This window comes from Kitasatospora arboriphila, from assembly GCF_039528095.1.
Classification (GTDB): Bacteria; Actinomycetota; Actinomycetes; order Streptomycetales; family Streptomycetaceae; genus Kitasatospora; species Kitasatospora arboriphila.
Genome location: NZ_BAAALD010000031.1, coordinates 53,434 through 77,656, shown reverse-complemented (window position 1 = coordinate 77,656; position 24,223 = coordinate 53,434). Strand labels below are relative to the sequence as shown.

The window sequence follows — 24,223 nt, the reverse complement described above, 5'->3', positions numbered from 1 at the left end:
GGTGGGGGCCCCGGCCCGGGACGCCCGGGTGGTCGCGGCCACCCGGGCGTGGTCGGCCTGCATGCGGGACGCGGGTTTCGCTGACACCACCCCGGACGGCCTGGTCGCCCGCTACCACGGCCCCGGCCGGCCGACCGCCGAGGAACTGGCCGCGGCCACCGCGGACGAGCGCTGCACCGCGGCCGGCAACCTGGCCGGGATCTGGTTCGCCGCCCTGGCCGGCTACCAGCGGCAGCTGATCGACGCCAACCAGGAGCGGCTGGCGGCCTACCGGAAGTCGGTCGCCGAGCAGGCAGCGCAGCTCGGCCGGGTCGTCGGCGCCTGACCCGGGCCGGCCGGGGCGGGCCCCGGCCGGCGGCGGATCACTTGACCAGCGAGGGCTTCGGCCCGACCGAGAGCCGGTCGTGCTCCTCGTCCCGGTCGACCAGCACGGTGTCGCCGTCGTGCACCCGGCCGGAGAGGATCTCCTTCGCCAGCCGGTCGCCGATCGCCGACTGCACCAGGCGGCGCAGCGGCCGGGCGCCGTAGGCCGGGTCGTAGCCGGTGAGGGCCAGCCAGTCCCGGGCGGCCGGGGTGACCTCCAGGCTGAGCCGGCGGTCGCGCAGCCGGTCGGCGAGCCGGGACACCTGCAGGTCGACGATCCGGCTGAGCTCGTCGGTGCCCAGCGGCTCGAAGACCACGATGTCGTCCAGGCGGTTGAGGAACTCCGGCTTGAAGGCGGTGCGGACCGTCTCCAGGACGAGCTCCTTCTTGCGCTCCTCCGGCGTGGCCGGGTCGACCAGGAACTGGCTGCCCAGGTTCGAGGTCAGGATCAGGATCGCGTTCCGGAAGTCGACCGTGCGGCCCTGGCCGTCGGTGAGCCGGCCGTCGTCCAGCACCTGCAGCAGGACGTCGAAGACCTCGGGGTGGGCCTTCTCCACCTCGTCCAGCAGCACCACGCTGTACGGGCGGCGCCGGACGGCCTCGGTGAGCTGGCCGCCCTCCTCGTAGCCGACGTACCCGGGCGGGGCGCCGACCAGCCGGGAGACCGAGTGCTTCTCGCCGTACTCGCTCATGTCGATGCGGACCATCGCCCGCTCGTCGTCGAAGAGGAAGTCGGCGAGCGCCTTGGCGAGTTCGGTCTTGCCGACGCCGGTGGGGCCCAGGAAGAGGAAGGAACCGGTCGGGCGGTCAGGGTCGGCGATGCCGGAGCGGGTGCGGCGCACCGCGTCCGAGACCGCGGCGACGGCCTCGGCCTGGCCGATCAGGCGGCGGCCGATCTCCTCCTCCATCCGCAGCAGCTTGGCGCTCTCGCCCTCCATCAGGCGGCCGGCCGGGATGCCCGTCCAGGACGCGACCACGTCGGCGACGTCGTCCGGGCCGACCTGCTCCTTGACCATGGTGGCGTTCGGCTCGTCCGCGGCGCGGTCCTGCGCCTCGGCGAGCTCGCGCTCGGCGGCCGGGATCTCGGCGTACATCAGCTTGGAGGCGCGCTCGAAGTCGCCGTCGCGCTGGGCCCGTTCGAGGGCGCCGCGGAGGTCGTCCAGGCGCTCCTTGAGCTCGCCGACCCGGTTGAGGGACTTCTTCTCCTGCTCCCACCGGGCGGTGAGCACGCTCAGGTGCTCCTGCTTGTCGGCGAGGTCGCGGCGCAGCCGGGCCAGGCGGTCCACCGAGGCCGGGTCGGACTCCTTCTCCAGCGCCAGCTCCTCCATCCGCAGCCGGTCGACGGAGCGCTGGAGCTCGTCGATCTCGACGGGCGAGGAGTCGATCTCCATGCGCAGCCGGGAGGCGGCCTCGTCGACCAGGTCGATGGCCTTGTCCGGCAGGAAGCGGGCGGTGATGTAGCGGTTGGAGAGGGTGGCCGCGGCGACCAGCGCCGCGTCCGAGATCTCCACCTTGTGGTGGGCCTCGTAGCGGCCCTTGAGGCCGCGCAGGATGGCGATGGTGTCCTCGACCGAGGGCTCGCCGACCATGACCTGCTGGAAGCGGCGCTCCAGCGCCGGGTCCTTCTCGATCCGCTCGCGGTACTCGTCGAGCGTGGTCGCGCCGACCATCCGCAGCTCGCCGCGGGCGAGCATCGGCTTGAGCATGTTGCCGGCGTCCATCGCGGAGTCGCCTCCGGCGCCCGCGCCGACCATGGTGTGCAGCTCGTCGATGAAGGTGATGACCTGGCCGTCGCTGTCCTTGATGTCGCTCAGGACGGCCTTCAGGCGCTCCTCGAACTCGCCGCGGAACTTCGCGCCGGCCACCATCGCCGAGAGGTCGAGCGCGACCAGCCGCTTGCCGCGCAGCGACTCGGGCACGTCGCCGGCGACGATCCGCTGGGCGAGGCCCTCGACGACGGCGGTCTTGCCGACGCCGGGCTCGCCGATCAGCACCGGGTTGTTCTTGGTGCGGCGGGACAGCACCTGGACGACCCGGCGGATCTCGGTGTCCCGGCCGATGACCGGGTCGAGCTTGCCGTCGCGGGCGGCCTTGGTGAGGTCGGTGCCGTACTTCTCCAGCGCCTTGTAGGTGCCCTCCGGGTCGGCGGAGGTGACCCGGGCGCTGCCGCGGACGTCCTTGAACGCCGCCAGCAGGGCCTTCGGGGTGGCGCCGTTCTGCTTCAGCAGTTCGGCGACGGTGCCGCCCTCGGCGGCGAGGCCGACCATCAGGTGCTCGGTGGACAGGTACTGGTCGTCCAGGTCGGTGGCGCGCTTGCCCGCCTCCTGGAGGACGGCGAGGGTGTCGCGGGCCAGCTGCGGCGCGGCGACGGTGGAGCCCTGTGCGCTGGGCAGGGCGGCGAGCTGCTGGCGGGCGGCGGCGGCGACCTTCGCCGGGTCCGCTCCGACGGCCTCCAGCAGCGGTCGGGCGATGCCCTCCGGCTGCTCCAGCAGCGCCAGCAGGACGTGCACCGGCTTGACGTCCGGGTGTCCTGCGGCGCTGGCCTGCCGGATCGCGGCGGACAGGGCGTCCTGCGTCTTGCTGGTGAACTTGCCGGCATCCACTGGTGGCGTGCTCCTTCCGTTCGGGCATCGAGTCTGCCTCGTACAGCATCCAGTAAGTTGAGTCTATTCCGCTCAACCTTCCCGGTCCAGTGGGTACCGGTCCCGTCACCCGTTGTTCATCCCCGCCGGACGGGCTCCCTGGTCAGGCCCAGCAGCAGCCGGGCGGGGCCGGCGGGCCGGCGTCCGACCGGCCAGACCGCCCGCAGCGGCCGGTGCAGGTCGAGCCCCTCCACCGGGACGGCCACCAGGCGCCGGGTCGCCAGCTCCTCGACCACGGCCAGTTCGGAGAGGCAGACCGGGCCGGCGCCGGTCATCGCGGCCGCCTTCAGCGCGGTCGAGGAGGCCAGCTCCAGGCGGGGCGGCGCCGTCCCGCCGTGCGGGGCGAGCGCCTGGTCCAGCACCTCGCGGGTGCCCGAGCCGGGCTCCCTCAGCACCAGCGGGGTGGCCGCCAGCTCGGCGGCGGTGACCGGTCTGCGGCGACGGGCCCAGGGGTGCTCCGGCGCCACCACCACGACCAGCCGGTCGGCGGCCACCACCGCGCCGGCCAGCCCGGGCGGGGTGCCCGAGCCCTCCACGAAGCCGAGGTCGGCGTCGCCCGCCAGGACGTGCGCCGCCACGTCGGCCGAGTTCGCCGTCCGCAGCGTCACCGCGGTGTCCGGGCTGGCCTTGTTCAGCGCCAGCAGCCACCCGGGCATCAGGTACTCGGCCACGGTCAGGCTCGCCACCACCACCAGCCGGGCGTCCCGGCGGCCGCGCAGCGCGTCGATCCCGGCGTCCAGGGCCTGGGCCGCCTCGACCACGTTGCGGGCCCACTCGACCACCAGCAGCCCGGCCTCGGTGGGCCGCGAGCCGCGCGGCGAGCGCTCCAGCAGGGCGACGCCGATCTGCCGCTCCATCCCGCGGATCCGGGCGCTCGCGGCGGGCTGGCTCACCCCGAGTTCGGCGGCGGCCCGTCCGACGCTGCCCAGCCGGGCGACCGCCAGCAGCAGCTCCAGGGCGCCGATGTCGGGGACCCGCGACGAGAGAGGCATAGAGCCAGGTTATGTCCTCATAGATCGTGGACGGCTACCGGCCGGACCGCCCGCGGCGGAGGCTGCTGGCATGCCCACCCTCACCACCGCACCGCACCCCGCCCCCGCCCCGGCAGCGCCGCCGGCCGCCCCCGCGCCGCCCGCCGGCCACCGGAGCACCGACCGGACAGGCGCTCCCGCGCGGCCCGGCCTCGGCCGGCTCGGTCCGAACTGGTACGCGGCGGTGATGGGCACCGCGATCGTCGCCACCGGCGCGACCGCCGTCCCGGTGGGCCTGCCCGGGCGGACGGGCTTCGCGGCGGTCGTCTGGCTGGTGGCGGTGGCCGCGCTGGCGGCCGTGGCGGCGGCCCGGGCGGTGCAGCTGGTCCGGCACCCCGGCGCCGTCCGCGCGCAGCTGCTGGACGAGCCGGCCACCGCCGTCTTCCAGGGCTGCCCGCCGATGGCGCTGCTCGCCGTGGGGCACGCCACCCTGGTGGCGGGCGCCCCCGTCCTCGGCACCCGCGCCGCGGTCACCGCCGACCTGGTGCTCTGGTGCGCCGGCGCCCTGTACGCGGTCGCCGTCGCCGCGGGCGTCCCGTACCTGATGATCACCCGGCACCGGATCCCGGCCCGCGAGGCCAACCCGACCTGGCTGCTGCCCGCGGTCGCCCCGCTGGTCGCCGCCTCCGCGGGCTCGGCGCTCGTCCCGCACCTGCCGGAGCCCTGGCGGCCGGTACTGCTGTACGCCGGCTGCGGCCTGTTCGGCGCCGGCCTGTTCGGTGTGGCGCTGGTGCTGCCGGTGGTCTTCGCCGGCCTGGTGCACGGGCGGCTCGCCCCGGTGCTCACCCCGTCGCTCTTCCTGGTACTCGGCCCGCTCGGCCAGTCGACCACCGCGGCGGGCGGACTGGCCGACGCCGCGCGCACGGCGGCCCCGGCGCTCGCCGGGCCGGGCCGGGCCCTGTCGGTGCTGTACGGGGTGGCGGTGCTCGGCTTCGCCCTGCTGTGGCTCGTCCCGGCGGTGGCCGCGAACGTGCGGGCCCTGCGGTCCAAGATGCCCTTCGCGATGACCTGGTGGGCCTTCACCTTCCCGGTGGGCACCCTGGTGACCGGGGCGGCGGCACTGGCCCGGCACACCGGTTTCGGCGGCTTCGCCGGGCTGTCCGCGGCCCTGTACGCCCTGCTGCTCGCCGCCTGGGCGGTGGCGGCGGTGCGCACGGCGGCCGCGCTCCCGGCGACCCTCCGGGCGGGTGCGGCGCCCCGTCCGGAGGCGGCCGACGCCCCGGAGCCGGTGCGGAATCCCTGAACGCCGGACCGGCGCGGCCGGCCCGCGGCGCACTTCGGCGGCGTGGCGCAGAACACACCGGGCCGCGAATTGCGGTTATCCCGCGGCGGCGTTCCGGGGCGGCCGGAGCGGACGACGGTAATCCGCCCGGAGATGCTCGGTGCACGAATCCCGCGGCGGCCTTTCCCGGGCATTCGGACAGGCGTCCGGAAGCCGGTGGCACGCGGTGCCATCCGGCGGCTGCCGCCCAGGTCGGAGCCGCTCCGGCAGCGCCGCGGGCCCGTTCGCGGGTACGATCCGGCGCCCGGCGGCGTGCTGCCGCACGAATTCCCCCGCAGGGGGGGATCGGCCGTGTGGAGGGCTCAGGGACGCCGAATGGACGTTTGGTGGGCACCGCACCCCGGGTGGACACCCGGATGTCGACCGGACCGGAGATTTCCGTTCCGCCGCGCGGGCCGGAGACTGCAAGTTCATGCACTTGCGGAAACCTGCAGGCGGTGGCCACTTGTGACTCGGCCGTCACGCTGTGAGGGTGGAACCACGCCAGCCGTCCGGGCAACCGCAGCCCGAGGGACGGTGACTTGCTCTTCAGTGTGGGTGGTGGTGCGTCCGCGCCGCTGCCGCGGGGGGAAGAGCGCCGGCCGGGACGCCATGTGTGGTGATGGCCCCCGGAACCGGACTCGGCGAGGCGTTGCTGCTCCGCCTCGCCGGAAGCGCCTTCGGCAACGGCGTGACATGACGGGTCCCCCGGCCCGCGCGCTCCGTGCGCGCCGGCCGGGGGACGCGTCGAAAAGGGGTACCGAATCCCTCCCGATCCGAACTTGTTGAGATCATGATCCGACACTGAGGGGAAAGTTCGGCAGGGAGACTTCCAGGTGGCTGCGGAACCGACGGACCGGGGCTCCGGACTGCCCGACGAGGCGGGACGCGGGCTCTACCTCGCCGTGCTCGCCCGTGGCGGGCGGATTCCGCTGTCCACCGTCCCCGAGCAGGACCGCGCCGTGGTCGACCAGCTCGTCCGGGTCGGCCTGCTGGTGCCCAATCCGATCGACGGCGCCTACGTGGCGGTCAGCCCGCGCGCCGTGGGCGAGCGGATCGGCTCGGAGATGCGCTCCGCCGCCGCGGACCTGCTCTGGCGGGCCGAACGCCTCCCCGCCGACCTCGACCCGCTCACCCGGGCGTACGACTCGCTCCCCCGGCAGGCGGACGACCCGCAGCGCGCCACCTACGTCCACGGCCGCGAGCGGATCCGCCACCGGATCGCCGAACTCGTCTCCGAGTGCAAGCAGGAGATGCTCACCGCCCAGCCCGGCCCCCGGCAGCCGGCCACCATCACCCTCGCCCGGCCCCAGGACCTCGCCCTGGTGCAGCGCGGCGCCCGGATGCGCACCCTCTACCAGCCGCAGGTCCTCGCCGAGCCGTGGACGCTCGGCTACGCCGCCGAACTCACCGAACAGGGCGCCGGACTGCGCGTCCTCGACGAGTCCTTCGAGCGGATGCTGATCATCGACCGCGCGGTCGCCGTCGTCCCCGCCGCCGACGACTACAGCCGCGCCGCCTTCATCTCCGACCCGGCGGCCGTCGCCTTCCTGGTCAAGACCTTCGAACGGGACTGGGCCCGGGCCGACGTCGTCCAGTGGGCCGAGGTGGACACCCCCGCCGTCGCGGCCTCCGCCGCCAACCGGGTCGGCCGGCTGCTCGCCCAGGGGCTCACCCAGCGGGCCGTCGCCACCCGGCTCGGACTCAGCGAGCGCACCGTCGCCGGACACATCTCCCGGCTGCGCGAGAGGTACGGCGCCCAGACCCTCTTCCAGCTCGGCTGGCTGATGCGGGGGAGCCGCCGTGACTGACCGGACGCGCACGGCACCGCCGCGGATGACATGTCCTGTGACGTTTTCCGCTCGCGAGCGCTCTATCTCCATGGGACGGTCACAGCGGGGAGAGCGGCATGGCTGACGACGGCACGGGAGCGCTCCCGAACGAGGAGGAGCGGGCCCTCTACCGGGCGGTCCTGGCCCAGGGCGGCCGGGTGATGTTCCGCGACGCGCTCGCGGAGAACCCGGAGGCGGTGCTCCGGCTGGTCGAGCTGGGATTCCTGGTGCACCACGCCGAGGACGCCTCGCTCACCGCGGTGAACCCCAGGACGGTCAGCGACCGGCTCAGCGCCGGCCTGCGGTCGGCCGGCACCCGGATGCTGATCCGGGCCGAGCAGATGCCCGGAGCACTGGAGGACCTGGCCCAGGCCTACGACGCCACCCCGCCCCGGGTCGACCGCACCGGCGAGGTCCAGCACGTCCACGGCTTCGGCCAGATCCGGCACCGCCTCCTGCAGCTGGAGGCGGACGCCCGTGAGGAGGGGCTGGCGCTCCAGCCCGGCGGTGCCCGCCCTGCCGGGCACCTGGCGGCCGGCCTGGACCGCGCCCGGGCCTTCCTGGCCCGCGGGGCCACGCTGCGCACCGTCTACCACCCGGGCGCGCGGCTGGACGAGGCGACGGCCGACTACGCGGCCGAACTGACCGAGCTCGGCGCCCGGTTCCGCATCCTCGCCGAGCCCTTCACCCGGATGCTGATCTTCGACCGCCGGATCGCGGTGCTCCCCGCCGCGGCCGACAACAGCAGCGCGGCCTTCGTCGAGGACCCGGCGGTGGTCGGCTACCTGGTCGGCGTCTTCGAGCGCGACTGGGAGCGCGCGGAGCGGGTGCAGTGGCGCACCGCCCCGCAGGACGGCAAGGGCATCCCGGTGCACGAGCAGGTCGGCCGGCTGCTGGCGCAGGGGCTGACCCAGCGGACGGTCGCGAGCCGGCTCGGGCTCGGCGAGCGCACCGTGGCCGCGCACATCGCCCGGCTGCGCGAGCTGTACGGCGCCGAGACGCTCTTCCAGCTCGGCTGGCAGATGCGCGCCGACGCGCCCGAGGAGCGGCCGGAGTGACGCCGCGTCAGCCGGTGGCGATCCCCGGGGACCAGTAGCCGAACGAGTCGCCCTTGGACTGCCGCGGCACCGGGAACTGCTCGCCGGGGGCCGTCCAGAAGCCCTCGCGCAGCGAGAGCGCCATGCCGGCCCAGTCCAGCGCCGTCTCCACGGTGTGCTGCAGGGCGTCCTGCGACCAGCCGTCGTCGAACACCAGCGGCAGCACCGGCGCGACCTGCTCGATGGTGGCGATCAGCGGGTTGTGCGTGATCGCCTCGTCCACCAGCAGCACGATCGGCTTGCGCAGCGCCGAGGCCCAGCCCAGTTCCAGGCTGACACCGGCCGACAGCGGCGCGCCGACGTACGCGAAGACCAGGTCGGCGGTCTGCAGCGCCCGGAAGTCGGAGGGCACCCGGGGCTCGGGGGCGCGGCCGGCGATCGTCCAGGCGTCGCTGTGGTGGGCGCTGTACACGGCCGCGCCGCTGCGCAGCAGGGTCGTCCGCAGGGTGGTCAGCCGGGTGCGGCTGGCCAGGGTCACCACGCTGTCGGCCGGGCCGGTGAGCCGCATCAGCGGTGCGGCCAGGAAGACCCGTGCGCGCCGGCCCTCGGAGGCCTGGGCGGTGCGATGGCGCAGGTAGGGCTCACTCATGTCGACTCCGGGGATTGGCCGCTGGCTGGTCTGGCGTCCGGCGAGCGATTGGCGTCCGGGCTCGCCCCGAGGCGAGTTCCGCTGTGGTGTGGTCGGGGCGGTGCCGTCGTGGCTGCTCGGGCGCCGCGGATGTGGTGTGACCGTGCTGATCGTCCAACGTTCGTGACCGACAAGTCCACCGGCACGTGGTGTCATATGGCTGCCTGGCAGCGAGATGACGCACCCGCGGGAATGCGCCGATCGTGACACCGAGCGTGCTCTTGCGGCATGATTTGGGCCAATGTTCGAGACTTCTCTATTCACTCGGTAGGCATTCCCAGAGGAGGGATCGGTCGCAATGTCTCGTATGCGCCGGTTTGTTCGGCTTGCCGTCGTGCCAGTTGTCATGGGTGCGGCGATATTGACGGGTAGTAATCCGGCTGCGGCCGACAGCGCCTGGACACTCCGCAGCGTGCACGCCGACCAGGCGGCCGCGGCGGAGACCGTGCAGGCCAGGACGGGCTCGCTGTTGCTGCTGGACGACTCCGCCTGGACCTGACGGGCGGCGAAGGTACTGCTCCCGGGCGGGACGGGGCGCCCGGGGTCCGACCGTCAGCCGAAGTCGGCCTGGTCGGCCGGTGACTCCTTCGCCGAGCGGGCGAGCACCCAGCCGAGCTGGAAGAGCGACTCCACCTGGTAGTCCTCGCGCATCTCCGCGATGTGGCGGGCGAGCGTGCGCTCGCTGATGCCCAGGCGCCGGGCGATGACGCGGTGATTGATTCCCTTGAGCATCAGATCGATGATCGTCTGCCGCAGCCGGGAAACCACCTGGGGCGGAACTGTCGGTGAGCCGTCAAAATCCAGGGCCCGACTCCAGTTCCGCTCGAAGACCTCCTCGATCAGGTAGCTGATGACGGCCTGATCGTGAATGAACGCGGCCAAGTTGAGATCGTCGACCACCGGGATCACCGCGGTGCGCCGATCGATCACGATCAATCTGGTGTAGGGCTCGTCCAGCGTTCGGACCCGGCCGCCGGCCGCGGTTATCGAGGCGACATAGTCGCGGGTGGGCGCGTGATACCGGGTGCTCGGGTGGTAGATCGTCCGAATGGTCGCGCCGCGGCGCAGAGTTTCCAGATCCCGGGCGATGACTCCGGCCAGCGCCTCCGGCGGGCGGGGGCCGCCCGGTTGGGCCGCCAGCATCTCCTCGGAGCACCCGCTGACGAGCTGGCCCAGCCGCTGGTTTATCAGCACTTTGCCATGGACGTATTCGATGATCCCGCCCGCCTTGCGCGGGGTGCGGAAGTCCTCGGCGAGGTCCTGGAGGTCGGCCGGCAGGGACACCGCCCGCTGCAGCAGGTCGAGCGCCTTGCGCTGCCACAGGCTGGTCAGCCGGGCCGACAGCTGCTCGGGGTCGACGGCCACCAGCACCGCCGGGTCGTCGGTGTCCGGCACGAGCAGCCCGATGTCGAGCAGCTCGTCCAGGGCCTTGCTGCCCTCCGGGGCCTCCAGGTCGGGGGAGACCCGGCCGTGCGACTTCAGGACGTTGCGGTAGAGCTGGCGGGCCTCGCTCGACAGGACGCCCAGCCCGCGTGGGGTGAGGCCCGGTTCGTCGGTCTCACTCATCAGGCTCCTTGCCATCGGTCAAACCGGTGCGGCGCGGCCGGTACCGCTTCTCCGGGGATCATAGGCGCCCCGGAGCTGCGGGGAGCCCCCGCGCCGGACATTCCCGCCGCCCGTGCACGGTGGAGTACCGCACTGTCTCATCCGACAGCAGGCCGCCGGCACCCCCCGGGAGGAGGGAACCGGCGGCCTGGGAGACCCCTGGGGTCCGGTCAGCGCTTGGGACGCCAGACCACCAGCGCACTGGACTGCTGGACCTGCTGGTACGGCACCAGGTCGCGGCGGTAGGAGGCGTGCACCGCCGCCTCGCGCTGCTGGATGGCGGTGGCGGCCCCGTCGAGGGCGTCGGCGAGCTCCGCCACGCGGGCCTGGAGCGCGGCGACCTGGTTCTCCAGCTCGATGATCCGCTTGATGCCGGCCAGGTTGATGCCTTCGTCCTGGGAGAGGCGCTGGACCTCCCGCAGCTGCTGGATGTCCCGGGCCGAGTAGCGCCGGCCCCGGCCGGCCGTGCGGTCCGGGGAGACCAGGCCGAGCCGGTCGTACTGGCGCAGGGTCTGCGGGTGCAGGCCGGAGAGCTCCGCGGCCACCGAGATCACGTACACCGGGGTGTCCTCGGTCAGCACGTACTGCGGTGCAGGGGTGCCGCGGGGGCGGCGCGGCACCGAGCCGGGAAGGCCCTCGCCGAGGCCCGGGCCGATCGGACTGTCGGGGGTCGTCATCTGGTCACGCTCCCTCCGCCGCCTGGAAGAGGGCGGCACGCGGGTCGTCCGAGGCGGTGGCCTCGCGGTACTGCTCCAGTGCGTTCAGCGCGTCTCCGGTGACGTGCTTGGGGACGACGACCTCGACGGTGACCAGCAGGTCGCCGCGGGTGCCGTCCTTGCGGGTGGCGCCCTTGCCCCGGGCCCGGAGGGTGAGGCCGTTGGCGCTGCCGGCCGGCAGCTTGAGCTTCACCGCGGGCCCGTTGAGGGTCGGGACCTCGATCGTCCCGCCGAGGGCCGCTTCGGGGAAGGTGACCGGCACGGTCACCGTGAGGTTGTCGGCCTTGCGGCCGAACACCGGGTGGGCGTCCACGTGCACGCTGACGTAGAGGTCGCCCGGCTGGCCGCCGCGTTCGCCCTGGGCGCCCTTGCCCTTGAGGCGGATCCGCTGGCCGTCCTGCACCCCGGCCGGGATGCGCACCTGCATCGTCCGGGCCGAGGAGGCGCGGCCGCTGCCGTGGCACACCGTGCAGGGGTCGTCGACGATCATGCCGCGGCCCTTGCAGTCGCGGCACGGGTCGGAGAGGGCGAAGGCGCCCTGGCCGCGGCTGACGGTGCCCGCACCGACGCAGGTCGGGCAGACCCGCGGGGTGGTGCCGGTCTTCGCGCCGGTGCCGGCGCAGGCGCGGCACGGGGCCTGACTGGTCATCCGCAGCGGGACGGTCGCGCCGTCCACCGCCTCGGTGAACGAGAGCGTCACCTCGGTCTCGACGTCGGCGCCGCGCCGCGGCTGGGCCTGCCGGCCGCCGCGGTTGAACAGGCCGCCGAAGACGTCGCCGATGCCGCCGCCCCCGCCGCCGCCACCGGAGCCGGAGAACAGGTCGCCGAAGTCGAAGTTGTAGTTGCCGCCGGCGCCGCCGGGACGGAAGCCCCCGTTGCCGAACAGGCTGCGGGCCTCGTCGTACTCCTTGCGGCGCTTCTCGTCCGACAGGACGTCGTACGCCTCGGAGATGTCCTTGAACCGCTCCTCGGCCTTGGCGTCACCCTTGTTGGCGTCCGGGTGGAACTCGCGGGCCAGCTTGCGGTACGTCTTCTTGATCTCGGCTGCGGTGGCGTCCTTGGGCACGCCGAGGACCTTGTAGTAGTCCTTCTCCACGTAGTCCTTGGTGCTCATGGCTGCCGCCACCTCCCGAAACGTGTCTGAACGGCGCTGCGGAGTCGCACCCCGACGATGTCGGCGTACGACTCCGCAGCACACAGATTGTCAGCTGTCCGCCGCACCGTCACCCTTGGCGGACTCCGGCTTGTCGGCGTCCGGGGCGGACGTGGTCTGGGTGCCCGGCTGGGGCTCCGCGACCGCGACCATCGCCGGGCGGATGATCCGCTCGCCGATCCGGTAGCCGGGCTGGAGGATCTGCACGCAGGTGTCCTCGGTGACGTCCGAGGAGTAGCTGTGCATCAGCGCCTCGTGCAGCGTCGGGTCGAAGGACTCGCCCTCCTTGCCGAACTGCTGCAGGCCCAGCTTGGCGACCACGGTCTCCAGCGACTCGGCGACCGACTTGAAGCCGCCCGTCACCTCGCCGTGGTCGCGGGCCCGGCCGATGTCGTCCAGCACCGGGATCAGCGACTCCAGGATGTTGGAGACGGCGATCTCCCGGACCGTCAGCCGGTCGCGCTCGACCCGCTTGCGGTAGTTCTGGTACTCGGCCTGCAGCCGCTGCAGGTCAGCGGTGCGCTCGCCCGCCTCGCGCTTGGCCGCGGCGAGCTCGTCGGCGCCCGCCACAGCCTCCTCGGCGGCCTTGAGGACGGCCTCCTCGGCGGAGTCGTCGCCGGGCTCGCCGCCCTGCGCCTTCTCCGTCATGCGGCACCGCCCTTGGGCTTCTCGTCGTCGATGATCTCGGCGTCGACCACGTCGTCGTCCTTGGCGCCGGCGGACTCGCCGGCACCGGCCGCCCCGGCGGCGTCGGCCTGCGCGTAGAGCGCGGCGCCGAGCTTCTGGGCGGTGGTGGAGACCTTCTCGGTGGCCTCGCGGATCGCCGCGATGTCCTCGCCCTTCAGCGCCTCCTTGAGCTCGCCGATGGCGGTCTCGACCTCGGTCTTGACGTCGGCGGGCAGCTTGTCGGCGTTGTCGGCGATGAACTTCTCGGTCGAGTAGACGAGCTGCTCGCCCTGGTTGCGGGTCTCCACGGCCTCGCGGCGCTTGTGGTCCTCGTCCGCGTACTGCTCGGCCTCGCGGCGCATGCGGTCGACCTCGTCCTTCGGCAGCGAGGAGCCGCCGGTGACGGTCATCTTCTGCTCCTTGCCGGTGCCGAGGTCCTTCGCGGCCACGTGCATGATGCCGTTGGCGTCGATGTCGAAGGTGACCTCGATCTGCGGCAGGCCGCGCGGCGCCGGCGGCAGGCCGGTCAGCTCGAACATGCCGAGCTTCTTGTTGTACGCCGCGATCTCGCGCTCGCCCTGGTAGACCTGGATCTGCACGGAGGGCTGGTTGTCCTCGGCCGTGGTGAAGATCTCGGAGCGCTTGGTCGGGATCGTGGTGTTGCGCTCGATCAGCTTGGTCATGATGCCGCCCTTGGTCTCGATGCCGAGGGACAGCGGGGTGACGTCGAGCAGCAGGACGTCCTTGACCTCGCCCTTGAGGACACCGGCCTGGAGGGACGCGCCGATGGCGACGACCTCGTCCGGGTTGACGCCCTTGTTGGCGTCCTTGCCGCCGGTCAGCTCGCGGACGAGCTCGGCGACGGCCGGCATGCGGGTCGAGCCGCCGACCAGGACCACGTGGTCGATCTCGGACAGCGCGATGCCGGCGTCCTTGATGACGTTGTGGAACGGGTGCTTGCAGCGCTCGAGCAGGTCCGCGGTCAGCTGCTGGAACTGGGCCCGGGTGAGCTTCTCGTCCAGGTGCAGCGGGCCCTCGGCGGAGGCCGTGATGTAGGGCAGGTTGATCGAGGTCTCGGAGGACGAGGACAGCTCGATCTTGGCCTTCTCGGCCGCCTCGCGGAGGCGCTGGACGGCCATCTTGTCCTTGGACAGGTCGACGCCGTGGCCGGCCTGGAAGGTCTTCACCAGGTGGTCGACGACGCGCTGGTCCCAGTCGTCACCACCGAGGTGGTTGTCACCGTTGGTGGCCTTCACCTCGACGACGCCGTCGCCGATCTCCAGCAGGGACACGTCGAACGTGCCACCGCCGAGGTCGAAGACCAGGATGGTCTGGTCGTCCTTGTCGAGGCCGTACGCCAGGGCGGCGGCGGTCGGCTCGTTGACGATGCGCAGGACGTTGAGGCCCGCGATCTCGCCGGCCTCCTTGGTGGCCTGGCGCTCGGAGTCGTTGAAGTACGCCGGGACGGTGATGACGGCGTCGGTGACCGTCTCGCCCAGGTACGACTCCGCGTCGCGCTTCAGCTTCTGCAGGATGAAGGCGGAGATCTGCTGGGGGTTGAAGTCCTTGCCGTCCAGGTTGATCTTCCAGTCGGTGCCCATGTGGCGCTTGACCGACCGGATCGTCCGGTCCACGTTGGTGACCGCCTGGCGCTTGGCGACCTCACCGACCAGGACCTCGCCGTTCTTGGCGAAGGCGACGACGGACGGCGTGGTCCGAGCGCCCTCGGCGTTGGTGATGACCGTGGGCTCACCGCCCTCAAGAACGCTGACGACGGAGTTCGTCGTACCGAGGTCGATGCCGACCGCGCGTGCCATCGTAAATACCTCCACGGGAGAGTTGAGCGTTACGGGCTCAAGCATGCCTGACGGTTCGGGGACCGTCAACAGCCATGAGTCCGTGTCGCTCAACTTTGCTGCGCGGGCGGCGGAAGGCGGCGGTCGGGCGCGGGCCGGGTGCCGGTCGCCGTCCGGGGCGTCCGGATGGGTGAGTATGTCCTTAGTGACTGTCGCCATACCTTGAGCGTCTTCTGAACAAGTGCTACGGAGCGGTAGGGTCCGGGCGTTGGGTCGCTAAGTTACCGACCAGTACACTGGGGCGACCCCTAGACACCAGCCGCTGGAGACGGAGAGCCGATGCAGCTAGCAGCGATCGTCATCTCGCTGGTCACCACTGTGATCGGCACTGCGCTCGCCGCCCGGGCGGCCGCGTACATCTACAAGGTCGTCCGGACCGGACAGGTCGACACCACCCGCTTCGGACAGCCCGCCAAGCGGGTGAAGACCGTCGCCACCGAGTTCATCGGCCACACCAGGATGAACCAGTGGGGCGTCGTCGGCGTCGCCCACTGGTTCGTGGCCGTCGGCTTCTTCTCCCTGGTGCTCACCCTGGTGAACGCCTTCGGCCAGCTCTTCGACGCCGAGTTCGTGCTGCCGGTCATCGGCGGCTGGCTGCCGTGGGAGATCTTCACCGAGCTGATCGGCACCCTCACCACCCTGGGCATCGCGACCCTGATCGTGATCCGGCTGCTCAGCCTGCCGTCCCGCTCCGGCCGCAAGTCCCGCTTCGCGGGCTCGATCGCCTGGCAGGCCTTCTACGTCGAGTACACGATCCTCGGCATCGGCCTGTGCATCATGATGCTGCGCGGCCTGGAGGGCGCCCTGGCCGGCGTCGAGTCCTACGACCCGGCGTACCTGATCTCGTACCCGATCGTCGCCGCCTTCGACGGCGTCGCCCACGGCACGCTGGTCAACCTGATCTACGTCTTCGCGATGCTGAAGATCTGCATCTCCTTCGCGTGGGCGATCACCATCGGCATCAACCCGTCGATGGGCGTGGCCTGGCACCGCTTCCTCGCCTTCTTCAACATCTACTTCAAGCGCGAGGAGGACGGCGGCACCGCGCTCGGCGCCCTGCGCCCGATGACCAGCGGCGGCCAGCCGATCGACTTCGAGGACCCGGCCGACGACGCCGTCTTCGGCGTCTCCCAGGTCGAGCACTTCTCCTGGAAGGGCATCCTCGACTTCTCCACCTGCACCGAGTGCGGTCGCTGCCAGTCGCAGTGCCCCGCCTGGAACACCGGCAAGCCGCTCTCGCCGAAGCTGCTCATCATGAGCCTGCGCGAGCACGCCTTCGCCAAGGCCCCCTACCTGCTCGCCGGCGGCGGCAAGTCCATGGAGGGCGACGAGAAGGCCACCGCCGAGCAGCTCGCCGGCGTGAGCGCCGAGGCCCTCGCCGAGGCCGAGCGTCCGCTGATCGGCACCGCCGAGGAGGGCGGTGTCATCGACCCGGACGTGCTGTGGTCCTGCACCACCTGCGGCGCCTGCGTCGAGCAGTGCCCCGTCGACATCGAGCACATCGACCACATCGTCGACATGCGCCGCTACCAGGTCATGATCGAGAGCTCCTTCCCGACCGAGGCCGGGACGATGCTCAAGAACCTGGAGAACAAGGGCAACCCGTGGGGCATGGCCACCAAGGCGCGCCTCGACTGGGTCAAGGAGCTCAAGAAGGAGACCGGCATCGAGGTGCCGGTGATCGGTCAGGACATCGAGCCCGCCGAGGTCGAGTACCTCTACTGGGTCGGCTGCGCCGGCGCCCTGGAGGACCGCGCCAAGAAGACCACCAAGGCCTTCGCCGAGCTGCTGCACACCGCGGGCGTGAAGTTCGCGATCCTCGGCAAGGAGGAGTCCTGCACCGGTGACTCCGCCCGCCGCCTCGGCAACGAGTTCCTCTTCCAGATGCTCGGCGCGCAGAACGTCGAGACGCTGAACGCCGCGCTGGAGGACGCCCCGGTCAAGCGGATCGTGGCCACCTGCCCGCACTGCTTCAACACCATCGCCAACGAGTACCCGCAGCTCGGCGGGCACTTCGAGGTCATCCACCACACCCAGCTGCTGCAGCACCTCATCGACGAGGGCAAGCTGATCCCGGTCAACCCCGTCGAGGGCCTGATCACCTACCACGACCCGTGCTACCTGGGCCGCCACAACAAGGTCTACAGCCCGCCGCGCGAGATCATGGACAAGGTCCCGGGCCTGCGCCAGCAGGAGATGCACCGCCACAAGGAGCGCGGCTTCTGCTGCGGCGCCGGCGGCGCGCGGATGTGGATGGAGGAGCGGATCGGCAAGCGCATCAACACCGAGCGCGTCGACGAGGCGCTGTCCCTCAACCCGGACATCGTCTCCACCGCCTGCCCGTTCTGCCTCGTCATGCTCTCCGACTCGGTCAACGGCAAGAAGAACGAGGGCGCCGCCAAGGAGCACCTGAAGGTCGTCGACGTGGCCCAGCTGCTGCTCGACTCCGTCAAGGCCCAGCCGGTCGAGCCCGAGCCGGAGACCGTCCAGGCCTGACCCGTCACGGCACCCCGTCCCGGCCCCGTACGCCCCCGCGGCGCACGGGGCCGGGGCGCGTCCGCCGCCGACCGGTGGCCTAGCATGAGCGCCCATGAGCGACGGCGGGGGCACAGCGCACATCGGCGGCGGCATACCCGGGGGCGGGCCGGACGGCACCGGGCCGGCGGGGGCGGGACCGGCGGGGGTGGGGAGGCCCGCGTACCTGCCCCCGGTGGGCATCGCGCCGCCCGGCAGCCCGACACCCGACTGGGCCGCGCTCGCCGAGTCCAACGAACGGCGGCAGCGCCGCCGCAGGCTGCTGATGACCGGTGGCGCGGTGGCCGGCGTGCTGGCCGTGGCGGGCGTGGTCGCCACCGCCCTCCTGCTGCGCCAGGACGGCCCCGACGGGCCGCGGACCGCGGAACCCACCGCCCCCGCCACCGTGGCCGTCGACGGCCCTCCCAGCGCCGTCCCGAGCGCCTCTGCGGCGCCCTCCGCCCCGCCGTCCGCCTCCGCGTCGGCCGTATCCTCCGCCTCCGCGTCGGCCGGGTCCACCGCCCCCGCGCCGGTACCCACCCGCCTCGACGACGTCCGCGGCGCCCGCCCCGCCGCCCTCGCCCCGGGCGCCGTCCTCGGCACCGCCCCCGGCCACACCGGCCCCGCGCTGCTGCTGCACGGCAGTGCCGACGGCTGGGCGCAGACCTCCGCCGCCGTCGTCGACACCTCGAAGAGCTTCACCGTCTCCGCGGTGGTGCGGAACGACGCGGCCACCGGCGCGCGCGCCGTGGTGACCCAGGGCAGCGGCAGCTACTACTCCTTCTACCTGGGCCGCGACTACTGGGGCAGCCACGACCAGTGGGTGTTCAAGGTGCAGACCGCGGCCGGCGGCGACGACGGCACCAGCCGCCAGGCGTTCTCCACCGGTCAGGCCACCACCGGCCAGTGGGTGATGCTCACCGGCGTGTACGACGCCGGCAGCAGGCAGATCCGGCTGTACGTCAACGGCGCGCCCGCGCAGACCACCTCCGTGTCGGGGATCTGGCAGGCCGGCGGTCCGCTGCAGATCGGCCGCACCCGCTGGAAGAACACCTGGACCGACCCGTGGGACGGCGCCCTCACGAACGTGCAGGTCTGGAGCCAGGCGCTGCCCGCGGAGCGCGTCACCCAGCTCTGGAGGAGCGGCGGAAGGGCCGCCGGCACCCAGCCCGCCGCCGGGTGGCTGCTGCCCTGACCCGCGCCCGATCCGGCGGGGCCCGTTTGTCGGGAAGACACAACTGCGGACCGTGCGGCAGGGCGCGCCTCGGGAGGAAATACAGTAGGCGCTGGACCCGCGGTGCGCGGGTCCGCTGGTGGAAGGCCCGAGGAGCCGTACCAGCCACGCGTCGAACCGATCGACACCGGCCAGGACACGACCACGGCCGGGCCCGTACCGGACATAGGGGAGAAGCTCAGACCATGACCGAGGCGATCATGCTGGTCGGTGGCAAGGGCACCCGGCTGCGCCCGTTGACCACCCACACCCCCAAGCCGATGCTGCCCGTCGCGGGCGTGCCGTTCATCGCTCACCAGCTGGCGCGTGCGGCCGCGGCCGGGGTGACCCGGGTGGTGCTCGCCACCTCCTACCTCGCCGAGGTCTTCGAGGACCACTTCCAGGACGGCAGCCCGTACGGCATCGAGCTGGTCTACCTCACCGAGAAGGAGCCGCTGGGCACCGGCGGCGCCATCCGCAACGCCGCGGCCGGCCTGACCTGCGGCCCCGACGAGCCCGTCCTGGTGTTCAACGGCGACATCCTCTCCGGCCTCGACATCGCCGCGCTGCGCGACGGCCACGTGGCCGCCGGCGCCGACGTCACCCTGCACCTCACCCGGGTGGAGGACCCGCGCGCCTTCGGCCTGGTGCCCACCGACGGGAACGGCCGGGTGCTGGAGTTCCTCGAGAAGCCCGAGACCCCCGAGCAGATCGTCACCGACCAGATCAACGCGGGCTGCTACGTCTTCACCCGCTCGGTGATCGACCGCATCCCGGCGGGCCGCGAGGTCTCCGTCGAGCGCGAGACCTTCCCCGAGCTGCTGGCCACCGGCGCGCTGCTGCGCGGCGTGGTCGACACCTCGTACTGGCTGGACCTCGGCACCCCCGCCGCGTTCGTCCGCGGCTCCGCCGACCTGGTGCTCGGCAAGGTCGACTCCCCGGCGGTGCCCGGCCCGACCGGCGAGGCCCTGCTGCTGCCCGGTGCCCAGGTCGACCCGGGCGCGGTGCTCAGCAACGGCACCGTCGTCTCCGAGGGCGCCGAGATCGAGGCCGGCGCGATCGTCGAGGGCAGCGTGATCCTGCCCGGCGCGGTGATCGGCGCCGACGCCTACGTGAAGGACTCCATCGTCGGCGCGTACGCCGTCATCGGCGCCCGCACCTCGCTGGACGGCACCGTGATCGGCGACGGCGCGACCGTCGAGTCCGACAACGAGCTGCCCAACGGGCTGCGGATCGCCTGCGGCACCCTGCTGCCGGTCGGTGCCGTCCGCACCACCGCGGGCCCCGGCGGCTGCCCGGCCGGCGAGACCGCCGCGGCCGCCGTGCACGGCCCGGCCATCGGCGCCCAGCGCTGACCCGACGGGACCCGACCTGATCCGGGCGGGGCGGGGAGGCCGGGCGGCCTCCCCGCCCCGCTCGTCACAGGACGGCTGCAATCCGGTGCCCGGCCGTTGATCAACCGACGGCCGGTCAGCCCGAGCAGGTACCGTCGATGCGTGGCTGGCAATCGATACGACAACGGGCACGGCGCCGACCCCCGGCAGGGATGGTCCGCGCCCGCCGGCCCGGCGCCGCGGCAGCAGCCGGGCGGCGGGCCCACGGGGGAGCCCGAGTACTTCACCGCGCCCGTCCCGGGCCACCCCGGCGGTCCCGCCGAGGGCTTCGGCGACGGGTACCCCGACGACCGGCAGGGCCACACCCGGGCCTTCCCGGTCGGCCAGGACCCGTACGGCCAGGGCGGCTACGCCGCGGGCCCCTACGGGCAGGACGCGTACGGCCAGGGCGGCTACGGCCAGGACGACGGCGGCTACGGCCAGGGCGGCGAGCAGTACGGCGCCCAGGACAACGTCGCGGTCTACCGGGCCGGCGGCCAGGTGGCGCCCCGGGTCTCCGGGCCGCGTCCGACCTGGAAGGAACTGCTGGTCGGGATCTACCGAGAGCCCGCCCGCACCTTCGACCGGATGCGGGACCACCAGGCCTGGCTGCCCGCCCTCACCGTCTCGCTGGTCTACGGCGTGCTCGCCGTGCTCGGCATGGGCGCCACCCACGACGACATCGTCAACTCCACCTTCTCGGTCGCGGCCTGGGCGCTGATCGCCGCCGCGATCGGTTTCGCGGTGGCCGGCGCCATGCTCGGCGCGGTCACCTACGCGCTGGCCCGCCAGCTGGGCGGTGACGGCCCGTGGCAGTCCACCGTCGGCCTGGCCGTGCTGATCGGCTGGACGAGCGACACCCCGCGACTGCTGCTCGCCCTGTTCCTGCCCACCGACAACCTGGTCGTCCAGGTGGTCGGCTGGATCACCTGGCTGATCTGCGCCGTGCTGCTGACCACCATGGTCCGCCGGGTGCACGACCTGCCCTGGGGCAAGGCCGCCGGCGCGGCCGCCCTGCAGCTGCTCGCGCTGCTCGTCCTCATCAAGCTGCCGACGCTGAGCTGACCCGCGCTCCCGGACGGCCGGCCCCCGCACCGGGGTGCCGGCCGTCGCCGTGTCCGGTCCGCCGCCTGATGCCGCCGGCGCTTCCCGCCGCCGGACGCCCGCTGCCGGGACGGGCGGGCGCACCGGGCCGCGGCGATAGGGTGGACAGTCTGTCCGTCTGCCCCACGCAGTACCCGGAGCACCCTCATGACCCTCGCCACCACCCACGTCAGCTTCCCGTCCGGTGCGGTGACCGGCACCTCGCCGGTGCTGGCCGTGCACCCGCTGGACGGCGGCCGGTACGCCGTCGTCACCGAGGCGACGCCGTTCCACCCGCTCGACCACACCTGGCCCGACCAGCCCGCCGACCTCGGCACGCTCACCGTCGGCGGCGTGGCGCACCCGGTGGTGGACTGCCTGACCGGCGCGGTCGGCCCGGACGGCGGCGAGCTGCTGGTCGGCGCGGACATCCCCGTCCGCCGGGGCGACGAGGAGTGGTCCTGGCTGGTGCTGCACGTGGTCGAGCAGGAGCCCGCCGACGCGATCGGGGCGAGCGCCGAACTCGCCGTCGACGCCGGGCGCCGGGCGCTGCTCTCCGCCTCGCACAGCGGCTGCCACCTGCTCGCGCTCGCCCTCAACGCCGCCCTCGCCCCGCGCTGGCGCAAGGACCCGGGCCGCAGCGACGCCTTCGGTAACCCCGACTTCGACAGCCTCGCGATGGCCACCTCCGTGATGGACACCGAGGCCAGCACCGACACCTACCGGCTCGGCAAGTCGCTGCGGAAGAAGGGCTTCACCACCGAGGCCGGCGAGGACTTCCCGGCGCTCGCGGACGCGATCCCCGCCCTCACCGAGGCCGTCAACGTCCAGCTCGCCGCCTGGGTCGCCGCCGACGCGCCGATCGGCATCGACGTGCCCGGGCCGGAGCTGACCGCCCGCCGGCAGTGGCACTGCGAGCTCCCGCAGGGCCCGGCCCGGATCTTCTGCGGCGGCACCCACCTGCACCACCTCGGCGAGCTCGCCGAGCTGCGCACCGAGCTGACCCTCTCCGAGGACGGCAGCGAGCTGGTCGCCGTCACCCGGCCGAAGCGCGCCTAACTCGCGACGGCCCGCGGAGGTTCCCGGCCCGGGGCGGTGCTCCGTTGCAGATCCATAACGCAGCGTGCGCCTATGCGGCAATTGTTCGAATTGTTCGGCGCGGGGCGGGGTCGCTCTCGGTAGCGTTCGCGTGCATTCAGCACCCGTCCCCAGCCGAGGAACACCATGACGACCCCGCAGCCGCCCCAGGGCCTCCCCACCGACCCGTCCGCGCAGGGCGGCTTCGGTCCCGCCCAGGGCTACGGCCAGCCCGCCCCGGGCCAGCCGGCGCCCGCCTACGGCCAGCCCGCCCCGGGCCAGGTGCCCGACGGGTACGCCCAGGCCGCCCAGGCGGCGGTGCTCGCTCCGAAGAAGAGCCCGATCAAGAAGATCCTCGTCGGTGTCGGCACCCTGGTGCTGATCGTCGCGGTCAAGCTCGGCATCAGCTTCGGCATCGGCTACGCCGCCGCCGACAAGCCCGTGCACGCCAAGGCCGGCGAGTGCGTCAAGGTCACCGGCAGCGACAACGACCCCAAGGTCGACACCGTCGACTGCGGCAGCGCCGACGCCAACTACAAGGTGATCTCGGTCGTCGACAACTCCTTCGACCCGAACGCCTGCAGCAACGTCGAGGGCTCCACCGCGGGCCTGGCCCAGCAGCTGCTCAGCGACAAGTTCGTGCTCTGCCTGGCCGAGAAGAAGTAACCGCGCCTCCCGCGGTCTCCGCGGACGCGGCAGTGGGCCGCCGATCACCGATCGGCGGCCCACTGCCGTTGCGCTCCCCGGGCCCTCCTCCGCGGCCCCGGCAGGGGCGGAGGAGGGCGGTGCCGGACCCGGGCGGGTCAGACCTCGGTGCGGTGGAAGTTCAGGTACGAGCGGGACGGCGTCGGTCCGCGCTGGCCCTGGTAGCGCGAGCCGTACCGCTCCGAGCCGTAGGGGTGCTCGGCCGGCGAGGACAGCCGGAACAGGCACAGCTGGCCGATCTTCATCCCCGGGTACAGCTTGATCGGCAGGGTGGCGACGTTCGACAGCTCCAGCGTGACGTGGCCGCTGAAACCGGGGTCGATGAAGCCGGCCGTGGAGTGCGTCAGCAGGCCGAGGCGGCCCAGGCTGGACTTGCCCTCCAGTCGCGAGGCGACGTCGTCCGGCAGCGTGATCACCTCGAACGTCGAGGCCAGCACGAACTCGCCCGGGTGCAGGATGAACGCCTCGTCGCCCTCCGGCTCGACCAGCCGGGTCAGGTCCGGCTGCTCCTCGGAGGGATCGATGTGCGGGTAGCGGTGGTTCTCGAACACCCGGAAGAAGCGGTCCAGCCGGACGTCGATGCTGGAGGGCTGGACCATCTTGGGGTCGAACGGGTCGATCACGACCCGGCCCTTGTCGATTTCGGTCCGGATGTCCTTGTCAGAGAGCAGCACGCAGTCGAGGTTAAAGGCAACGCGGGGCCACGGACGAATCAGGTACCTGTCGTCCGGGGCCCCGCGGCCGTGCCCGAACACCGTCAGGCGAGGAACTCCACGGCCTCCAGCCGCATCGCGCGTGCCAGTTGCGCCCCGGACAGCTCGCTCACGTCGGCCGGCACCGAACTCCGCAGGCGTCCGCACTGCGGACAGCGGATGAGTCTGCCCGGGCCGAGCCGGGCGGTGCCGAGATTCTGCATCGGGAACGTGGCCGTGCTGAACAGGTGCCCCTCGGCACAACGAACGACGGTGCGCTGCTCCATCGATCCCCTTCCCATACTTCCCCGTGGTCCCCGTCCGCCTCGCGCCCCCGGCGCGGCCCGCCCGGCCTGCCCGGCCCGTCCGGTCCGTGCGGCGGGCCCGGGCGAAGGACTGCGCCGCGGACGCCAGCGTCACATTAGGGGATGTTCCGGACATCACCTGCGGCGGCTCGCCGCCCCGCGCGGCCGGAACGGCCCACACAGTACGCCCCTCGGAGACCCCCTCGCACCGGGCCGGCGGCGCGTTCACGCCATGCCCCGTGCCGCTCCGCGGATGGGGTACAGTGGTGCTTGATCGGGCGACCCATGACGGGCCGTCAGATGCGGGCGTAGTTTAATGGTAGAACATGAGCTTCCCAAGCTTAGAGCGCGAGTTCGATTCTCGTCGCCCGCTCCATGAGGAAACCCCAGGTCGATGACCTGGGGCTTCTT

19 protein-coding genes, 1 tRNA gene and 2 pseudogenes are annotated in these 24,223 nt (G+C 72.8%); 12 read left to right on the top strand and 10 right to left on the bottom strand.

Translation table 11 applies throughout. From position 1 onward, the window contains the following. Window positions 1-325, top strand: a pseudogene (locus ABD353_RS17835) (hypothetical protein); the annotation flags it as partial. Between the two features lie 37 nt (window positions 326-362). Here the strand turns inward: ABD353_RS17835 and clpB are convergent. Continuing rightward, window positions 363-2,966: an ATP-dependent chaperone ClpB gene (clpB, locus tag ABD353_RS17830; protein ID WP_344624603.1), complete on the bottom strand. Its 2,604-nt coding sequence runs from the start codon at window positions 2,964-2,966 to the stop codon at window positions 363-365. A gap of 116 nt (window positions 2,967-3,082) precedes the next feature. Next, window positions 3,083-3,997 (bottom strand): LysR family transcriptional regulator, encoded by a 915-nt coding sequence (locus tag ABD353_RS17825; RefSeq protein ID WP_344624602.1) that lies wholly within the window; start codon window positions 3,995-3,997, stop codon window positions 3,083-3,085. 70 nt (window positions 3,998-4,067) lie between these two features. Here ABD353_RS17825 and ABD353_RS17820 point away from each other — a divergent pair, with 70 nt between their 5' ends. The 3 genes from ABD353_RS17820 (at window position 4,068) to ABD353_RS17810 (ending at window position 8,187) form a co-directional block, all read left to right on the top strand. Next, a complete protein-coding gene (locus tag ABD353_RS17820) occupies window positions 4,068-5,279 on the top strand; it encodes an SLAC1 family transporter (protein ID WP_344624601.1) in 1,212 nt (403 codons plus the stop codon). Window positions 5,280-6,133: 854 nt separating this feature from the next. Next, window positions 6,134-7,108, top strand: a complete 975-nt coding sequence (locus ABD353_RS17815) for a LuxR C-terminal-related transcriptional regulator (protein WP_344624600.1) — start codon at window positions 6,134-6,136, stop codon at window positions 7,106-7,108. Window positions 7,109-7,206: 98 nt separating this feature from the next. Further along, window positions 7,207-8,187: a LuxR family transcriptional regulator gene (locus ABD353_RS17810; protein ID WP_344624599.1), complete on the top strand. Its 981-nt coding sequence runs from the start codon at window positions 7,207-7,209 to the stop codon at window positions 8,185-8,187. A gap of 7 nt (window positions 8,188-8,194) precedes the next feature. Here ABD353_RS17810 and ABD353_RS17805 read toward each other — a convergent pair whose 3' ends face one another. Next, complete coding sequence (locus tag ABD353_RS17805; protein ID WP_344624598.1) at window positions 8,195-8,815, bottom strand: hypothetical protein; 621 nt, start codon at window positions 8,813-8,815, stop codon at window positions 8,195-8,197. Window positions 8,816-9,215: 400 nt separating this feature from the next. Between ABD353_RS17805 and ABD353_RS17800 the strand changes: the two genes are divergently transcribed. Then, the gene (locus tag ABD353_RS17800) at window positions 9,216-9,353 is read left to right on the top strand and encodes a hypothetical protein (protein WP_344624597.1); all 138 of its coding nucleotides are present in this window, start codon (window positions 9,216-9,218) and stop codon (window positions 9,351-9,353) included. A 53-nt stretch (window positions 9,354-9,406) separates the two neighbouring features. Here ABD353_RS17800 and ABD353_RS17795 read toward each other — a convergent pair whose 3' ends face one another. From ABD353_RS17795 to dnaK, 5 genes are all read right to left on the bottom strand, one after another. Further along, window positions 9,407-10,420 carry a TrmB family transcriptional regulator gene (locus tag ABD353_RS17795; protein ID WP_344624596.1) on the bottom strand — a complete coding sequence of 338 codons (1,014 nt, stop codon included), beginning with the start codon at window positions 10,418-10,420 and terminating at the stop codon, window positions 9,407-9,409. Between the two features lie 209 nt (window positions 10,421-10,629). Further along, complete coding sequence (locus tag ABD353_RS17790; RefSeq protein ID WP_344624595.1) at window positions 10,630-11,136, bottom strand: heat shock protein transcriptional repressor HspR; 507 nt, start codon at window positions 11,134-11,136, stop codon at window positions 10,630-10,632. 4 nt (window positions 11,137-11,140) lie between these two features. Then, on the bottom strand, window positions 11,141-12,289 hold the full coding sequence (dnaJ, locus tag ABD353_RS17785; RefSeq protein WP_344624594.1) for a molecular chaperone DnaJ: 1,149 nt from the start codon (window positions 12,287-12,289) through the stop codon (window positions 11,141-11,143). Window positions 12,290-12,379: 90 nt separating this feature from the next. After that, entirely contained in the window at window positions 12,380-12,976 is a 597-nt protein-coding gene (gene grpE / locus ABD353_RS17780; protein WP_344624593.1) for a nucleotide exchange factor GrpE, read from the bottom strand. Further along, a complete protein-coding gene (dnaK, locus tag ABD353_RS17775; RefSeq protein WP_344624592.1) occupies window positions 12,973-14,811 on the bottom strand; it encodes a molecular chaperone DnaK in 1,839 nt (612 codons plus the stop codon). The genes grpE and dnaK overlap by 4 nt, the downstream gene beginning before the upstream one ends. 318 nt (window positions 14,812-15,129) lie before the next feature. On the opposite strand from dnaK, the gene ABD353_RS17770 reads away from it, so the two are divergent. From ABD353_RS17770 to ABD353_RS17745, 6 genes and pseudogenes are all read left to right on the top strand, one after another. Then, window positions 15,130-17,346: a 4Fe-4S dicluster domain-containing protein gene (locus tag ABD353_RS17770; RefSeq protein ID WP_344624591.1), complete on the top strand. Its 2,217-nt coding sequence runs from the start codon at window positions 15,130-15,132 to the stop codon at window positions 17,344-17,346. A gap of 94 nt (window positions 17,347-17,440) precedes the next feature. Continuing rightward, on the top strand, window positions 17,441-18,559 hold the full coding sequence (locus ABD353_RS17765; RefSeq protein ID WP_344624590.1) for a LamG domain-containing protein: 1,119 nt from the start codon (window positions 17,441-17,443) through the stop codon (window positions 18,557-18,559). Between the two features lie 224 nt (window positions 18,560-18,783). Then, window positions 18,784-19,848 (top strand): annotated as a pseudogene (gene manB, locus ABD353_RS17760) (mannose-1-phosphate guanylyltransferase); the annotation flags it as partial. A 225-nt stretch (window positions 19,849-20,073) separates the two neighbouring features. Next, complete coding sequence (locus ABD353_RS17755) at window positions 20,074-21,015, top strand: Yip1 family protein (RefSeq protein WP_344624589.1); 942 nt, start codon at window positions 20,074-20,076, stop codon at window positions 21,013-21,015. 186 nt (window positions 21,016-21,201) lie between these two features. Beyond that, the gene (locus ABD353_RS17750) at window positions 21,202-22,092 is read left to right on the top strand and encodes an alanyl-tRNA editing protein (RefSeq protein ID WP_344624588.1); all 891 of its coding nucleotides are present in this window, start codon (window positions 21,202-21,204) and stop codon (window positions 22,090-22,092) included. Window positions 22,093-22,257: 165 nt separating this feature from the next. After that, complete coding sequence (locus ABD353_RS17745; protein ID WP_344624587.1) at window positions 22,258-22,776, top strand: LppU/SCO3897 family protein; 519 nt, start codon at window positions 22,258-22,260, stop codon at window positions 22,774-22,776. 137 nt (window positions 22,777-22,913) lie between these two features. Here the strand turns inward: ABD353_RS17745 and dcd are convergent, their stop codons facing one another. Then, window positions 22,914-23,489: a dCTP deaminase gene (gene dcd / locus ABD353_RS17740; RefSeq protein WP_344624586.1), complete on the bottom strand. Its 576-nt coding sequence runs from the start codon at window positions 23,487-23,489 to the stop codon at window positions 22,914-22,916. An 83-nt stretch (window positions 23,490-23,572) separates the two neighbouring features. Continuing rightward, window positions 23,573-23,794, bottom strand: coding sequence for a hypothetical protein (locus ABD353_RS17735; RefSeq protein WP_344624585.1), 222 nt, complete (start codon window positions 23,792-23,794; stop codon window positions 23,573-23,575). A gap of 320 nt (window positions 23,795-24,114) precedes the next feature. On the opposite strand from ABD353_RS17735, the gene ABD353_RS17730 reads away from it, so the two are divergent. Continuing rightward, window positions 24,115-24,188, top strand: a tRNA-Gly gene (locus ABD353_RS17730). Window positions 24,189-24,223: the final 35 nt, after the last annotated feature.

Excerpts from the sequence above, each read along its gene's own strand:
- ABD353_RS17825 (WP_344624602.1), bottom strand. The coding sequence starts at position 3,997 with ATGCCTCTCTCGTCGCGGGTCCCCGACATCGGCGCCCTGGAGCTGCTG.
- ABD353_RS17820 (WP_344624601.1), top strand. The coding sequence starts at position 4,068 with ATGCCCACCCTCACCACCGCACCGCACCCCGCCCCCGCCCCGGCAGCG.
- ABD353_RS17810 (WP_344624599.1), top strand. The coding sequence starts at position 7,207 with ATGGCTGACGACGGCACGGGAGCGCTCCCGAACGAGGAGGAGCGGGCC.
- ABD353_RS17805 (WP_344624598.1), bottom strand. The coding sequence starts at position 8,815 with ATGAGTGAGCCCTACCTGCGCCATCGCACCGCCCAGGCCTCCGAGGGC.
- ABD353_RS17795 (WP_344624596.1), bottom strand. The coding sequence starts at position 10,420 with ATGAGTGAGACCGACGAACCGGGCCTCACCCCACGCGGGCTGGGCGTC.
- ABD353_RS17790 (WP_344624595.1), bottom strand. The coding sequence starts at position 11,136 with ATGACGACCCCCGACAGTCCGATCGGCCCGGGCCTCGGCGAGGGCCTT.
- dnaJ (WP_344624594.1), bottom strand. The coding sequence starts at position 12,289 with ATGAGCACCAAGGACTACGTGGAGAAGGACTACTACAAGGTCCTCGGC.
- grpE (WP_344624593.1), bottom strand. The coding sequence starts at position 12,976 with ATGACGGAGAAGGCGCAGGGCGGCGAGCCCGGCGACGACTCCGCCGAG.
- dnaK (WP_344624592.1), bottom strand. The coding sequence starts at position 14,811 with ATGGCACGCGCGGTCGGCATCGACCTCGGTACGACGAACTCCGTCGTC.
- ABD353_RS17770 (WP_344624591.1), top strand. The coding sequence starts at position 15,130 with ATGCAGCTAGCAGCGATCGTCATCTCGCTGGTCACCACTGTGATCGGC.
- ABD353_RS17765 (WP_344624590.1), top strand. The coding sequence starts at position 17,441 with ATGAGCGACGGCGGGGGCACAGCGCACATCGGCGGCGGCATACCCGGG.
- ABD353_RS17750 (WP_344624588.1), top strand. The coding sequence starts at position 21,202 with ATGACCCTCGCCACCACCCACGTCAGCTTCCCGTCCGGTGCGGTGACC.
- ABD353_RS17745 (WP_344624587.1), top strand. The coding sequence starts at position 22,258 with ATGACGACCCCGCAGCCGCCCCAGGGCCTCCCCACCGACCCGTCCGCG.
- ABD353_RS17735 (WP_344624585.1), bottom strand. The coding sequence starts at position 23,794 with ATGGAGCAGCGCACCGTCGTTCGTTGTGCCGAGGGGCACCTGTTCAGC.